Genomic DNA, 13,556 nt, shown 5'->3' on the forward strand with positions numbered 1-13,556 from the left:
GTATTTCAAATGCCTATTTAACGCGCTATGCTCCGCCTGCAAAGCCGAATTTTGGGTTCCGGCCGTCTCGAGGTCAGCCATGCACCTGACGATGTTCACGGATTTTGCCTTGCGCACCTTGATGCGACTGGCGGGCGAACCGGCACGATCGTTTGCGACCGCGGAAATCGCCGCTGAGTTCGGCATTTCGCGGAACCACCTCGCCAAGGTCGTGCGCGACCTCGCGGGAAGCGGCTTCATCACGACCCAGCGCGGGGTCGGCGGCGGCTTCACGCTGGCACGCCCCGCCCGATCGATCACGCTCGGCGAGGTGGTACGGGCGCTGGAGGAAGAGGCGCTGGTGGAATGCTTCCGCGCCGATGGCGGCGGCTGCATGCTGACCCCGCGCTGCCGATTGAAAGCCAAGCTCGCAGCCGCGCGCGAAGCCTTTCTGCGCGAGCTCGATACGACGACACTGGCCGAATGCGCCTATCCGGCGCCGACGCGAAAGCTTGCGGCCGCGACATGACGAAGGTCGACTTCGAGGACGACTCCATCCAGGTCGATGCCACCATCATCGCCGAGGGGCTCGGCATGGCGCTGCCGCTCTTCCGCGAGGAAATGCAAGCCGGCCGCATCACCAGCGTGGTCGAACGCGGCGTTGATACCGACCTTGGCCGGCATCGTCTCACCTTCTTCTCTGCGCACCGGCGGTTTCGCTTGATCGTCGATCAGCACGGCTTCATTGTGCAGCGATCGGCGCTCGATTTCGGCGAGGCGCCGCTGCCCGCATCCGTGCATCGGGGCGGCTAATCATCGGAGGGCATTGGCGTGGCGGAAGATGTCGGCGGCACCGAAGGCTACGCGGCCGAAGCCGACGATCTCTTCGCCCGCTATGAGAGTCTCGCCGCGCAGGACGTTCATCGCGCGGTGCTGCACCTCTTGCCGAGCGCGCCCGCGCGTGTGCTCGACATCGGCGCCGGCACCGGGCGCGACGCCGCATGGTTCGCCGCCCAGGGACACCAGGTCGTTGCGGTCGAGCCGACTGACGCGCTGCGGCTGCGCGCCATGACGCTGCACCCCTCGCCCCGCATCGCCTGGGTGGACGACTCCCTGCCGGAGCTTGCGGCCCTGCGCGCACGCCATGATCCGTTCGACCTGATCATGATGACCGCGGTGCTGATGCATCTCGATGCGGACGAGCGCGCCCGCGCGATGCCGAACGTCGCAAGCCTGCTTGCTCCCAAGGGCCTCCTGATCATGCGGCTCCGCCATGGCCCGGTGCCACCAGGACGGCGCATGTTCGACGTCGCTGCCGAGGATGTGACCGCGCTTGCCGCGCCGCTTGGCCTGCGCTGCGTGTTCGAGCATCACGGCGGCTCGCTCGGCATGCAGAACCATTCGGCCGGCGTGACCTGGACGACGCTGGCGTTGGTCAGGAGTGACCGCGCTTAGGCGTTAGACCGAGACGCGATGGCCGTTCAGGGCCTTGCCCTTGGTCCGCTTGCCGGCACCATCAGATGCACGCTTGGTCTTGCCAGAAGACGCCTTGGCCTTCTTCGACGCCTTCGTCTTCTTAGCGAGCTTCTCGGCCTTCCGCTCGGCCTTGCGCTCTTCCTTCTCTTTCAGGCGGGCCTTCTCGGCTCTCGCCTCGGCGCGCTTCTTGGCTCGCTTCTTCTCGCAGGCGTCGCACTTGCAGCCAATCGGCTTCAGGTAGGCCTTGAAGTAGTCGGTGCCGTAATCGTAGTTGATCTCCTCGCCGGGCTCGATGTTCTTGATGGCGCGGATAAACACCTTGCGCTTGCGGGGCTTGACGTCGGATTCGGCGTTCGGCTTGCAGGAATGATTGATGTAGCGGGCGATGTTCTCGCGAACCGAGCCATCGATGGTCCAGCGGTTGGTCAGCTCGAACAGATATTTGTTCTCGATCGCATCCTCGTCCTCCTTCTTGGAGTCGAGGATCGGGCCGAAATAGCGGATGATCTTCTCGCCCTTCTTGATCGGCTTGGTGGCGAACAGGCCGAGACCAGTCTTGGAACGGCCGATGCGGTAGGGTTTGGACGGCGGGATAGCGGGCATGATCCGTGGAGGCCAGAAGACACGCAGGGATGATTCAAGCCCGCCCTTCTAGGACAAATCCGCCTCAATGTCAGGTCCTTCCGGTCGCTTTGTCGCCCTGTCCCCAACCCAGGCCCGCCGAACAATGGCCATCGTTGCAGGTCTGATTAGAGCCTATGAGAACGCATCATCAGCGATTGATCGTGTGCTCGGCCGTCGCCGTAACGCTTGCAGCCGCAGGCGCTCTGACCGCCAGCACGCAGGACAGTTCCGCAAAACCCGTATTCGGCAGCAGCTATTCCAGCGCCGCTGCAGCCAACTGCTGGAGCGACGGCAAGAAGGAGGCCGACGACCACTCCTCGCGCGTTTGTCGCGGCAAGTCGGGGTTCGTGGTATCAGTCGATGTCGTCGATATGAGACAGACTGTCTCGATCGGCCACACTCTCGCCGAGGCCGCCAAGGAACCGGCTGCGGAGGCTTGGTTCGCGCCGTTCAACTCGGCCGCTCCGCGGATCGAATGGCGGATGGCCGGCAGCGAGCCGATTGCCATCATTCAACGCTGGCAGCTCGCGGATCAGACCGATCAGGACAAGAACGGCCGGCCACGCGACAAGGCGCTATTGATTGTCACGCGGCTGTCGCCCGGCGGCGTCTGCCACGTCGCCTACGTCGATGCCGCCGCCAATCCGAACGCGAACGAACTGGCGCGGAAGGCCGCCGACGAGTCCGCGCGTAGCTTCACGTGCGGCAAGGACCAGGTGAAGGTCATTGGCAAGAGCGGTCGGGCGATCGAGCTCGCCATGCAGCGCTAGTTTCTCGTTGCCCTAGCCCGGTTGCGGCGGCCTGCTCGCCTTCAGCATCGCATGCAGCAGCGTCTCCGGCGTCGTTCCGGCCGGCGCACGGCGCAGCATCTCGGTGAGGCGGCCATCGAGCAGCAGCATGGCATAGCCATGCACCAACGACCAAGCGTGGACGATCCTGCCGGCTTCGTCGAGCGACAGCCTGCCGTCGGTGATCTGTCCCGGGTGTGCCGCCCCAACCGCGCGGGCCAGCCCCATAAAGGAGGCTTCCGCCGCCGCGTGCAGCGACGGCCGGGCATAGTCCAGTCGCTCGTGGCGGAACATCAGGCTGTACATGCCCGGATTGGCCTGCGCATAGGCAACATAGGCGCGCGCCGATGCGAGCCCCTTCTCTGCCGGCGGCGCGGCTGCGATCGCGGCCTGCATCGCCGCGCCGAAGCGCTGAAAGCCGATCGCCGCAAGCTCGCTGAGCAGCCCGGTCAGGTCGCCGAAATGATGCGTCGGCGCGGCATGCGACACGCCGGCCTCGCGGGCGACTGCGCGCAAAGTGAGACCGGCGAGCCCGTCGCGCCGGAGCACCGTCTCCGCCGCCTTCAACAGCGCCTCGCGCAGCGCGCCGTGATGGTACGGCGCGGCCTCCCCACCGCCTCTCGTCCGAGCGCTGCGTTTGGGCTGGGCGGCGCGGCTCGCGGAGGCTGGACGACGGGGACGCGGGCGGGCGGCTTCTTTCTGTCGTGTCATTCCTCCTTCATACGCCGTCATTTTGACATCGTAAAGATTTGGCTTGACGATCATGCGCATCAGGCTTAGCGTTATCTTTACGATGTAAAGATAACTAGGCGGGGAAGCCACATGGATCAGGACATGACGAGCGCTCTCACGCGAGGCGCCGCGCGCGAGCCGCGCAGCAATCTCGCGCCGATCCCGTTCGAATGCGACGCACCCTTCCTGAAGATATCAGGCGAGTTGCCGCGCGAGCTCAATGGTACCCTCTATCGCAACGGCCCCAACCCGCAGTTCGAGTCCCCTGGCGCGCATTGGTTCGTCGGCGATGGCATGCTGCACGCCTTTCACCTGGAGGATGGCCGCGCCTCCTATCGCAATCGCTGGGTCCGCACGCCGAAATGGCTCGCCGAGCACGATGCCGGCCGGGCGCTGTTCGGCGGCTTCGGCCGCAAGCTGCCGGACGCACCAGTGACGCTCACCGACGGCGGCGTCGCCAACACGAACATCATCTTCCATGCCGGCCGCCTGCTGGCGCTGGAAGAAGCGCATCTGCCAACCGAAATCGCGCCCGGCACGCTCGCCACCCTTGGCTACCAGGACTATGACGGCCGACTCCGGGGCGCCTTCACCGCGCATCCCAAGATCGATCCGGTCAGCGGCGAGATGGTGTTCTTCGGCTACAACGCCTCCGGCCCGCTCACGCCGACGCTGTCGTTCGGGACCATCAGTGCGGCCGGCGAGCTGACGCGCCTCACGCGCTTCGAGGCGCCCTATGCCAGCATGGTGCACGACTTCATCGTCACGGCAAACCACGTGCTGTTTCCGGTGCTGCCGATCACCGGCAGCATGGACCGCGCGATGTCAGGCCGTCCGCCCTATGCCTGGGAGCCGGACAACGGCGCCTTCGTCGGCGTCATGAAGCGAAGCGGCGACGCCCGGGACATCGTCTGGTTCCGCGCCGAGAGCTGCTATGTCTTCCATGTCATGAACGCCTGGGAGGACGGCGGCCGCATCATCGCCGACGTCATGCAGTTCGACGAGCCGCCGCTGTTTCCGCATCCCGACGGCCGCCCCACCGATCCGCAGAAGTCCCGCGCCCGGCTCTGCCGCTGGAGCTTCGATCTCGCAGGCCACACCGACCGCTTCACCCAAACCTATCTCGACGACCTCACCGGCGAATTCCCGCGCATCGACGATCGGCGCGCGGGCCTGATCAGCCAGCACGGCTGGTATGCCTGCGTCAATCCCGACACGCCGGCTTTCGATGGGTTCTCGGGCATTGCCCATGTCGACCGCCACGGCAGGCGCAAGGCCGCCTACCTGCTGCCGGAGGGCGACACGCTGTCCGAGCCGGTGTTCGTGCCACGCGGCGATGATGCCGCCGAGGGCGATGGCTGGCTGCTCAGCGTGGTCTGGCGCGCGGCGACCAATTGCAGCGACCTTGCCATCTTCAACGCCACCGACATCGGGTCCGGTCCCGCAGCGCTGGTCCATCTCGGCCACCGCGTGCCCGACGGCTTTCATGGCAACTGGGTCGGCGCGGCGTGATTGCCCCACCCGGGAAGCTGTGAAACCTTCCAGAATACCGTCCGGCGAATCTTGACACCGTCTAGATTTCGCTTGACGGCAAGGTCGCGCCTGCGCTACTGATCTTTCCAACGTAAAGATTACGCCGGGAGCCGGCCATGACGACCATCCTGATCATGCTGCCCTATGTCGCCCATGCGGCGTTGATGCTGATCTCGCCGACGCTGAGCGTCGTGGTTGGCGCGGCGCTTTGCCTCGCGGCGATCGGAATCGATCTCGCCCGCGGGCGCTCGCTCAAGCTGCTCAGCGCAGGGTCCGCGATCGTCTTCGCGGGCCTCGCCTGTTATCGCGGCCTCGTCGATCCCGAGATGAGCGCTGCCGCCATGCATCTGGCGGTCGATGGCGGCGTCTTTGCGATCGCGCTCGGCTCGATCCTCGCCCGCTTCCCCTTCACCCTGCAATATGCGCTGGAAGCGGAGCCGGCCGAGACCGCCGCGATGGCGGGCTTCCGGCGCGCCAACTACGTGATATCGGGCGCCTGGGCACTGGCGACCGCCTTGATGATCGCCGCCAACCTCACGATGATCTACGTGCCGGGCCTGCCAATCTGGGCCGGGCTTGCGATCGCTTTCGCCGCCCGTAATTCCGCGCTCTATTTCACCCGATGGTATCCGGCCTATTATCGCCTCAAGAGCGCACACCAACAGGCCGGCGCCATGCTGGCCGCGAAATAACAACCACCTGTCACCCGAGAGGATGCGACCGATGAAAGACGCCTTACTCCAGCTGGGCACCGACTTCCTGTCCGCCCTCGTCTTTCTCGTGCTCTATCTGATCACAGGCAATGCGCTCCTCGGAACGTCGGTTGCCATCGCGGCGGCCATTGCTCAGGTCGCTTATTCCCGTATCAAAGGCCGGCCGCTCGGCTTCATGACCTATGCCAGCCTTGGACTCGTGGTCGTGCTCGGCACGGTGACACTTCTCACCAACGATCCCCGCTTCATGTTCGCCAAGCCCGCGATCGCGCATTTTGCTGTCGGCGCCATCATGCTCAAGCGCGGCTGGATGCTGCGCTACGTGCCGCCGATCGTGGCCGAGACCATTCCGACAGCGGTCGATATCGCCGGCTACGCCTGGGCGGCCTTGTTGTTCGCGCTCGGTCTCGGCACCATCGCCGTGGCCTTGAGCGGCGACCTCAAGCTGTGGGCGTTCTACATCTCCTTTGTCGCGGTCGGCGCCAAGATCGCGGCCTTCGCCATCCAGTACGTCACCTTCCGCCTGCTCGTCACCCATCGCATTCGCGCCGCGCGCGCCTGATCGCCGCAATGGGCTTATCGTGAAAGATGCGCTATAGGGTCGGTCGAAAGACGTCTCGGCTCTCGATGCTGAGACAGGCAACCCCAGGGAGCATGATCAGATGGCTGTCGACGGCAATTGGAATCTCACCTTGAATACACCGATGGGCGAGCGGACCGCGACCCTGACCCTGGCGAGTTCCGGCAGCACGCTGACGGGCACGCAGGCCGCGGACGGTGATTCAGCGGAGATTTTCGACGGCAGCGTCAATGGCGACGACGTCGCCTGGAAGGTCTCGATCACGAACCCGATGCCGCTCACGCTCGAATTCACCGGCAAGGTCTCGGGCGATTCCATCTCCGGCGACATGGGTATCGGCTTCATGGGCTCGTTCCCCTTCACCGGTACGCGGGCTTGAATTCAAAGCCTGCCCTCACGGACGTCATTGCAAGCGTAAGCGACGTGTCCGCCAAAGCCCCCGGGGCGACGGCGGAAGCAATCCAGCGCCTAAGAAAGTCTGGATTGCTTCGTCGCTAACGCTCCTCGCAACGACGATGCTCAGCATCAGCCCAGGTTGAGCTCCTTGAAGAAGTCGTTGCCCTTGTCGTCGATGATGATGAAGGCCGGGAAGTCGACGACCTCGATCCGCCAGATCGCTTCCATCCCAAGCTCGGGATATTCCACCACCTCGACCTTCTTGATGCAGTGCTCGGCGAGGTTCGCCGCCGCGCCGCCGATCGAGCCGAGATAGAAGCCGCCATATTTCTTGCAGGCCTCGCGCACGCTAGGGGCGCGGTTGCCCTTGGCGACCATCACCATCGAGCCGCCGGCCGCCTGGAACTGATCGACGAACGAATCCATGCGGCCCGCGGTGGTCGGCCCGAACGCGCCCGACGCATAGCCTTCGGGCGTCTTGGCGGGCCCCGCATAATAGATCGGGTGGTTCTTGAAATAGTCGGGCAGCGGCTCGCCCTTCTCCAGCCGTTCGCGCAGCTTGGCATGGGCGGAATCGCGCGCCACGATCATGGTGCCGGTCAGCGACAGCCGCGTCTTGGTCGGATATTTCGACAAGGTGGCGAGAATGTCCTTCATCGGCTGGTTGAGATCGATCTTCACCACCTCGCCGCCGAGCGCCTGCTCCACCTCCGGCAGATATTGGGCCGGATTGTGCTCGAGCTCCTCGATATAGACGCCGTCCTTGGTGATCTTGCCGAGCACCTGGCGATCCGCCGAGCAGGACACGCCAAGCCCGATCGGCAAGCTTGCGCCGTGACGCGGCATGCGGATGACGCGGACGTCGTGGCAGAAATACTTGCCGCCGAATTGCGCGCCGACGCCGAGGCTTTGCGTCATCTTGTGGATGTCCTGCTCCATCTCGAGGTCGCGGAAGGCGTTGCCATCAGGCGAGCCGTGGGTCGGCAGTGCGTCGAGATAGCGCGCGGAGGCGAGCTTCACCGTCTTCATGCAGAGCTCGGCCGAGGTGCCGCCGATGACGATGGCGAGGTGATAAGGCGGGCACGCCGCGGTGCCGAGCGTCAGGATCTTCTCCTTCAGGAACGCCAGCAGCCGGTCCTTGGTCAGCACCGATGGCGTCGCCTGGAACAGGAAGCTCTTGTTGGCCGAGCCCCCGCCTTTGGCCATGAACATGAACTTGTAGGCGTCGTCACCCTCCGCGTAAATCTCGGTCTGCGCCGGCATGTTGTTGGCGGTGTTCTTCTCCTCATACATCGAGAGTGGCGCGACCTGCGAATAGCGCAGGTTCCGGCGCAAATATGCATCACGCGCGCCTTCGGAGAGCGCCGCCTCGTCGTCGCCATCGGTGATGACGTTGCAGCCCTTCTTGCCCATGATGATCGCAGTGCCGGTATCCTGGCACATCGGCAGCACGCCGCCGGCGGCGATGTTGGCGTTCTTCAGGAAATCCAGCGCGACGAACTTGTCGTTCGGGCTCGCCTCCGCGTCGTCTAGGATACTCCGGAGCTGCTTCAGATGTCCCGGCCGCAGATAGTGATTGATCTCGCCGAAGGCCGCTTCCGACAGCGCCCGCAGGGCCTCGCGCGACACCACCAGCATGTCGCGGCCCAGCACCTTCTCGACCCGCACGCCCTCGCTCGTGATCTTCTTGTACGGCGTGGTGTCGGCTCCAAGCGGAAACAGCGGCGTATGCTTGTAAGGCGGAACAGGCTTGCTCTGGTCGGGAAAGGCAGTCGGCGCGTTCATGGACAGCTCACGGGTTGAAAGGCCGAAAGACGCCTATCGGGGCGCCCGGCGATAGAGCCGTTCTAAGCTCTTTTGGCGGAAAAGGAAGGTTCGGATGCCCTTTCGTGACGTGGCCATCCGCCATCCGGAGACCTCATTGCGACGCGCATCGCCGGCAGGCCAAAATCATGGGCCATCGGCTTCGCCATCTCGAGCCTGCGCACCATGAAATACCGCCGTGATCAGGACCTGCTCAGCCGTCCGATCGACCTCATAGACCACGATATAGGGAAGTCGCGGCACGACCCATTCGGACGTCCCGGGCCGCGGCCGGCATGGCCGATCAGCGGAAAAGAGATCAATAACTCAATGCTGCTGAACAGCCGATTGACGACTGTCTTCGCTGCCGAGGGACTATCCTGTGAAATCCAGCTGTAAATGTTCTCGATATCCGCAAGGGCCTGATCATCGAAAACCAGCTTCATTCGCGATCAGGAGCCCAGCCGACCAATGCGCTCCCGCGCCTTGGCGTGGGACACAATTTTGCGATCCGGGTTTGTCCTCCGGCGGCGGACTTCTTCAAGCTGCGCATCCGTCAACCCGACATCACGCATGTGTTTGACATAGTCGAGGAGCGCTCCGGCTGCGGCGTTCTGATCCTCGGCCGACAACTGGTGGACCTCTCGTAAAGCCTGCTCGAGCAACTTGGTCATGCCGATATTCTAGCATGGGCGGAGCGCGGTAGAAGGCCTTCTCTTTGGCTCTTGACAGCCCTGTTAGAGTGCAACTCGGGAACTGATCGAGACATGCCCGGCATGGCGTTACGGAGGATCACGTGGCAACTTTCGTCCTCATTCCCGGCGGTTGGCGCGGCGGCTGGTGGTATGAGCCGCTGGCGGCGCGGCTTCGAGAGACCGGTCATGCGGCCTACGCGCTCACCTTGAGCGGACTGGAGGAAACGCCCGCCCCCGCCGCCCGCATCAATCTGGAGACACATATCGCCGACGTGCTGGAGCTGTTGTCGGACCAAGACCTCACAGAGGTCATTCTGTGCGCGCACAGCTATGGCGGCATGGTCGCGACCGGGGTCGCCGATCGCGCGCCCGAGCGGCTCGCCGCGCTGATCTATCTCGATGCGTTCGCGCCGGAGCATGGTCAAGCCTGGTGGGATCTCGCCGGCGATGCCTATCGTCGGCTGGCGATCGCGGGCGCCGCGCACGATGGGTTGACCGTGATGCCGCGCGATGGGGTCGATCCGCGTTGCCGGCCGCATCCGCTCGGCACCTTCGTGCAGAGCCTTCGCCTCACACGCCCTGCGCCGCAGCTCCCTCGCGTCTTCGTCTATGCCACCGGCTGGAGCGCGACGCCCTTCACGGCCCAATATGAGCGGCTGCGCAGCGATCCCGCCTGGACCGTGCGCACCATCGCCTCCGTCCATGACCTGGTCCACCACGCGCCTGACGAGATCTTCCAGGTGCTGACCGACGTTGCCCATGACCTGATCCCGTCGTGATGCGGCCTGCGGAGCGCGTCGGTCACACGCCTTCCAGTCTTGCACAGCGATGACGGATCGGTGCTTGCGCGCGGTCTGCGCGCAGGCTTCAATGGCGCGGGGGTATTCATGATGACATTTAAGCCATTTCTGCGCAGGGCCTTCTTGTGCGCGCTGGTCGGATCGACGGTGCTCGCCGCCGCTCAGCCGGCCAGCGCCGCCGACCGGTGCGACGATCTCGCCCAACATCTGAAGGATCAGATCGACAGCATGCGCATCGGCCAGACCGCGGCCGGCACCATTTATCTCGCGCATCCCAAGGCGCGCGAGATAACACTTGGCTGCTCGAGCAAGAATTTCAGCAACCAGCTGTTCGCGAAAGCCGACCGCAAGCCGTCGGCCGCCTTCGTCGATTTGATTGCGAGCGCGTCTGCTATCGTCTTCACGCTGCCGAAGGACGACATGCAGCGCGGGGCCACCCGCTGCATCCGCCGCATGGGCTTCCTGCATGGCGATGATGTCTCGATCCGTTATCGCCGGCTCGACATGCGCTGCACCAGGACCAAAACCGAATCTTCGATCACGATCTCCCGCAGCAAGGACCAATAGGCGCGTAAAGCGGCCGATTGCGCAGGGCAACGTTCACCATCCGTCGTGCGCTGTGACGGATTGCGCGCAATTTTAGCGATTTGTTTGACGAAGCTTTCGCCACCTCCAGGCAACGCTTGTCACGACACAAGCCAGGAGATGGACCATGTCCGTTTCGACCGTTTCGAGCACACCACCGCCGCCGCCCTCCGATCCGTCGGCGTCATCGTCGCAGCAGACCGCCGCTCAGCAGAGCCCGGCGCTCAAGGCTGACAAGGATGGCGACGATGTCGCCGCCGAACAACAGCAATCGGCGCGAGCGCCGCTGCCGCCGGGCCAGGGCACCCGGGTCGACATGCTGGTCTGACGGGAACGTCTCGGCCCGTGATATCTTGATCCATCCGCCAAAAGGAGGATCAGGGATGACCGAGAGAACCTATACGGGCGGCTGCCATTGCGGTCAGGTGCGTTTCGAATGCACCACGGATCTTGCCATGGTCACGGCCTGCAATTGCTCGATCTGCACCAAGAAGGGACTGCATTTCACCTTCCTGCCACCCGCCGCGTTTCAACTCCGCGCCGGCGAGGAGAACCTGCACGAATATCTCTTCAACCGGCATGCAATCCGGCATCAGCTCTGCGTCGACTGCGGCGTCGAGGTGTTCGCGCGCGGCCGCAAGCCCGACGGCAGCGAGGTCGTGGCGCTGAATGTGAGCTGCATCGACGGTATCGAACTGGCCAAGCTCACGATGACGCCGATCGACGGCAGGGCCCTGTAGTCCGGCCGTTCAGTCCTACCGCGTCGTAACCGCCGCTTCTCCTCATCCCGAGGAACTTGGAAGGCCAAGCGTCTCGAAGGATGAGCCAGGACAGTGCAATCGGGGCTCATGGTTCGGGACGGCGCCAACGCGCCTCCTCACCACGAGGGTTACCGATGCAGCAAGCTTAGCTAGGCGTCCAGCGGCTTGTAGCGGCGGAAGATGTCGTCCTCGTTGAACGGGATCCGCCGCTCGCTCGAAAGATACGCGGCGATATTGGGCCGCGCGGCGACGCGGTCATGCAGCGCGATCAGGCATGGGATCCTGCGCTCGAATGCCTTCATGCGCTGCGGGAAGGCGTAGCGCAGTCCTTCGACATTCTGGAACAATGAGAGATCGACGTAAGTGAGCCTGCGCCCGGTGATATAGGGACCGTTATCGCTAAGGATGCGCTCGAAATAGCCGAGGAATTTCGGCACCCGCTCTCTCCAGAACTCTTCGGTCCGCTTCTTGGCCGGGGCGCGCTGATCCTCGTAGTACAGCGTCGGCCCGAGCGGATGATGCGTATCGTGCACCTCGACCACGAAGTCGGTGACCGTAAGCTGAAGCTGGTGCACCCAGAGTTGCGCAGCCTCCGATTTCGGCACCAAGTCGTGACGGGGACCGAGATAGAACAGGATATTGGCGACCTGCCCGATCACGAGCTTGCCCGCTTTCAGGAACGGTGGCGCAAATGGCGGCGTCCCGCTTTTCGCCTCAAGCATTTTCGTCATTGCCGACATGCCGCCGGGCTCGCGGGCGACATCGCGATAGGAGGCGCCTGCCTCCTCCAACGCGAGCCGCACATATTCGCCGCGGCCCTGGATCGAGGGCCAGTAATAGAGCTCGTAGCGCATGATGACGTCCTTGCGTGGGATGAGGATCATAGAGCGTCGTCGTCGCCCGCCAAAGCAAAAGCGCCGCGGATGGTTCCGCGGCGCCTCTTGCATCTCTCGTGATGTGCTTGGATCGGTCAGTTGGTCTGCTGGATCGCCGACAACTGCCAATTGCCGCCGCGCTCGCGCAGGAAGGTCCAAACCTCCGTGACCTGCTGCGGCTGCTCCGAGCCTTCAACCAGCCGACCGCTGGCGCGATCGAAGGTGGCGTCGACGAGCGAGAAGCGCATCGCCACCGTCGCGAAATCCGTGTCGCCCTCGCGCCAGGCTTCCGCAAGGTCGCCCTGCAGCAGCTTGGTGCCGGTGACCTTGTTGATCACGCCGCGGGCGCGGTTCTGCTCGAGATCGCGTTCGAAATAGGACACCATCTCCGGCGTCGCCAGCAGCCTGATGCGGCCGACATCCTCGTTCGACCACGCTGCCTGGATGTCTCCCAGCAGCCGCTCGAAGGCTTCATAGTCTGCCGGCAGGATCTGCAGCGGCGTGGTGCTGGTCCCACCAAAGCCGCCAAAGCCCATGTTGGAACGGAAGTTTTGCTGGTCGGATGGCGGAACGGTGCCGGCATAGGCCGGCATGTTCCGGCGCTGCCACCAGGCCATCGCCATCCGCACCAGGAACACGATCAGCACGATCTGCAGCAACAGGCCAAGGATCGAGGAGAAGCCGCCGATCCCAGAGAACAGGCCGCCGCCGAACAGCATGCCGAGCAGGCCGGCACCCAGGAAGCCCGCGGCCAAGCCGCCGAGCAGGCCGCCGCGGCCATTGAAGAAGCCGCCGCGCGCGGGCGCGCTGTACCCGCCATTATAGCCCGGCTGGGTGTAGGTGCGATTGAAGGGCGACGCCGTTCCCGGTGCGGTCGAGGTCGACGGCGGCGCAGAGAAGGTGCGGGAGCCGCGGGAGCCCGAGCTGAGTCCGCCGCCGACCCTTGCATCGGCCGCCGAGACGGCCAGCACCGTCGGCAGCGCCAGCGAGATGATTACGGCCATGGCCTTCACGAGACCGCCGGTGCGCTGCATGAATTTCATCTGTTTGGTTCCTGAATTCTCGTTGTCGAGAACGCTTCTAAGATGGGCCAGGTTGTCGAAATGTGAAGCCGCCAGCAACCGGGGCGGCTGCGGCGCGGCGTCGCGGGGAACGGTATCCCGCCCCTCCGGAAATATGGCTTCGGGGCCTAGAGCCTTTTCCGTTCCGAATTGAA

20 protein-coding genes are annotated in these 13,556 nt (G+C 64.3%); 12 read left to right on the top strand and 8 right to left on the bottom strand.

The genetic code is table 11. The features are described 5' to 3' along the window. Window positions 1-79: 79 nt before the first annotated feature. Genes P6U24_RS26855 through P6U24_RS26865 form a run of 3 tightly spaced genes read left to right on the top strand, consistent with a single transcriptional unit; the run spans window position 80 to window position 1,434 of the window. Window positions 80-508, top strand: coding sequence for an RrF2 family transcriptional regulator (locus P6U24_RS26855; protein ID WP_407155467.1), 429 nt, complete (start codon window positions 80-82; stop codon window positions 506-508). Then, complete coding sequence (locus P6U24_RS26860) at window positions 505-792, top strand: DUF6522 family protein (protein WP_407155468.1); 288 nt, start codon at window positions 505-507, stop codon at window positions 790-792. The genes P6U24_RS26855 and P6U24_RS26860 overlap by 4 nt, the downstream gene beginning before the upstream one ends. An 18-nt stretch (window positions 793-810) precedes the next feature. Further along, complete coding sequence (locus tag P6U24_RS26865; RefSeq protein ID WP_407155469.1) at window positions 811-1,434, top strand: class I SAM-dependent methyltransferase; 624 nt, start codon at window positions 811-813, stop codon at window positions 1,432-1,434. Window positions 1,435-1,437: 3 nt separating this feature from the next. On the opposite strand, the gene P6U24_RS26870 is transcribed toward P6U24_RS26865, so the two are convergent. Continuing rightward, window positions 1,438-2,058: an SET domain-containing protein gene (locus P6U24_RS26870; RefSeq protein WP_407155470.1), complete on the bottom strand. Its 621-nt coding sequence runs from the start codon at window positions 2,056-2,058 to the stop codon at window positions 1,438-1,440. Window positions 2,059-2,213: 155 nt separating this feature from the next. On the opposite strand from P6U24_RS26870, the gene P6U24_RS26875 reads away from it, so the two are divergent. Then, a complete protein-coding gene (locus tag P6U24_RS26875) occupies window positions 2,214-2,849 on the top strand; it encodes a hypothetical protein (RefSeq protein WP_407155471.1) in 636 nt (211 codons plus the stop codon). Window positions 2,850-2,861: 12 nt separating this feature from the next. Here P6U24_RS26875 and P6U24_RS26880 read toward each other — a convergent pair whose 3' ends face one another. Next, window positions 2,862-3,578 carry a TetR/AcrR family transcriptional regulator gene (locus P6U24_RS26880; protein ID WP_407155472.1) on the bottom strand — a complete coding sequence of 239 codons (717 nt, stop codon included), beginning with the start codon at window positions 3,576-3,578 and terminating at the stop codon, window positions 2,862-2,864. Window positions 3,579-3,701: 123 nt separating this feature from the next. Between P6U24_RS26880 and P6U24_RS26885 the strand changes: the two genes are divergently transcribed. From P6U24_RS26885 to P6U24_RS26900, 4 genes are all read left to right on the top strand, one after another. Then, window positions 3,702-5,111, top strand: coding sequence for a carotenoid oxygenase family protein (locus tag P6U24_RS26885; protein WP_407155473.1), 1,410 nt, complete (start codon window positions 3,702-3,704; stop codon window positions 5,109-5,111). 137 nt (window positions 5,112-5,248) lie between these two features. Then, window positions 5,249-5,824 (top strand): hypothetical protein, encoded by a 576-nt coding sequence (locus P6U24_RS26890; protein ID WP_407155474.1) that lies wholly within the window; start codon window positions 5,249-5,251, stop codon window positions 5,822-5,824. Window positions 5,825-5,855: 31 nt separating this feature from the next. Continuing rightward, window positions 5,856-6,407, top strand: coding sequence for a septation protein IspZ (locus P6U24_RS26895; protein ID WP_407155475.1), 552 nt, complete (start codon window positions 5,856-5,858; stop codon window positions 6,405-6,407). 100 nt (window positions 6,408-6,507) lie between these two features. Further along, window positions 6,508-6,804 (top strand): hypothetical protein, encoded by a 297-nt coding sequence (locus tag P6U24_RS26900; RefSeq protein WP_407155476.1) that lies wholly within the window; start codon window positions 6,508-6,510, stop codon window positions 6,802-6,804. Window positions 6,805-6,950: 146 nt separating this feature from the next. On the opposite strand, the gene P6U24_RS26905 is transcribed toward P6U24_RS26900, so the two are convergent. From P6U24_RS26905 to P6U24_RS26920, 4 genes are all read right to left on the bottom strand, one after another. Continuing rightward, a complete protein-coding gene (locus P6U24_RS26905; protein ID WP_407155477.1) occupies window positions 6,951-8,606 on the bottom strand; it encodes a fumarate hydratase in 1,656 nt (551 codons plus the stop codon). A gap of 165 nt (window positions 8,607-8,771) precedes the next feature. Then, window positions 8,772-8,867: a hypothetical protein gene (locus P6U24_RS26910; protein ID WP_407155478.1), complete on the bottom strand. Its 96-nt coding sequence runs from the start codon at window positions 8,865-8,867 to the stop codon at window positions 8,772-8,774. After that, window positions 8,828-9,070, bottom strand: a complete 243-nt coding sequence (locus P6U24_RS26915) for a type II toxin-antitoxin system RelE/ParE family toxin (RefSeq protein ID WP_407155479.1) — start codon at window positions 9,068-9,070, stop codon at window positions 8,828-8,830. Before P6U24_RS26915 ends, P6U24_RS26910 begins: the two co-directional genes overlap by 40 nt. Window positions 9,071-9,076: 6 nt before the next feature. After that, complete coding sequence (locus P6U24_RS26920; protein WP_407155480.1) at window positions 9,077-9,298, bottom strand: hypothetical protein; 222 nt, start codon at window positions 9,296-9,298, stop codon at window positions 9,077-9,079. Window positions 9,299-9,420: 122 nt separating this feature from the next. Here P6U24_RS26920 and P6U24_RS26925 point away from each other — a divergent pair, with 122 nt between their 5' ends. The 4 genes from P6U24_RS26925 (at window position 9,421) to P6U24_RS26940 (ending at window position 11,444) form a co-directional block, all read left to right on the top strand. Then, window positions 9,421-10,098, top strand: a complete 678-nt coding sequence (locus tag P6U24_RS26925; protein ID WP_407155481.1) for an alpha/beta fold hydrolase — start codon at window positions 9,421-9,423, stop codon at window positions 10,096-10,098. 111 nt (window positions 10,099-10,209) lie between these two features. After that, window positions 10,210-10,686, top strand: coding sequence for a hypothetical protein (locus P6U24_RS26930; RefSeq protein WP_407160596.1), 477 nt, complete (start codon window positions 10,210-10,212; stop codon window positions 10,684-10,686). A 145-nt stretch (window positions 10,687-10,831) separates the two neighbouring features. Next, window positions 10,832-11,032, top strand: coding sequence for a hypothetical protein (locus tag P6U24_RS26935; protein WP_407155482.1), 201 nt, complete (start codon window positions 10,832-10,834; stop codon window positions 11,030-11,032). 55 nt (window positions 11,033-11,087) lie between these two features. After that, entirely contained in the window at window positions 11,088-11,444 is a 357-nt protein-coding gene (locus tag P6U24_RS26940; RefSeq protein WP_407155483.1) for a GFA family protein, read from the top strand. A gap of 170 nt (window positions 11,445-11,614) precedes the next feature. Here the strand turns inward: P6U24_RS26940 and P6U24_RS26945 are convergent, their stop codons facing one another. Continuing rightward, a complete protein-coding gene (locus P6U24_RS26945) occupies window positions 11,615-12,319 on the bottom strand; it encodes a glutathione S-transferase (protein ID WP_407160597.1) in 705 nt (234 codons plus the stop codon). Window positions 12,320-12,435: 116 nt separating this feature from the next. Continuing rightward, a complete protein-coding gene (locus P6U24_RS26950) occupies window positions 12,436-13,374 on the bottom strand; it encodes a Tim44 domain-containing protein (protein WP_407160598.1) in 939 nt (312 codons plus the stop codon). Window positions 13,375-13,556: the final 182 nt, after the last annotated feature.

This window comes from Bradyrhizobium sp. STM 3557 (assembly GCF_045571465.1).
Taxonomy (GTDB): Bacteria; Pseudomonadota; Alphaproteobacteria; order Rhizobiales; family Xanthobacteraceae; genus Bradyrhizobium.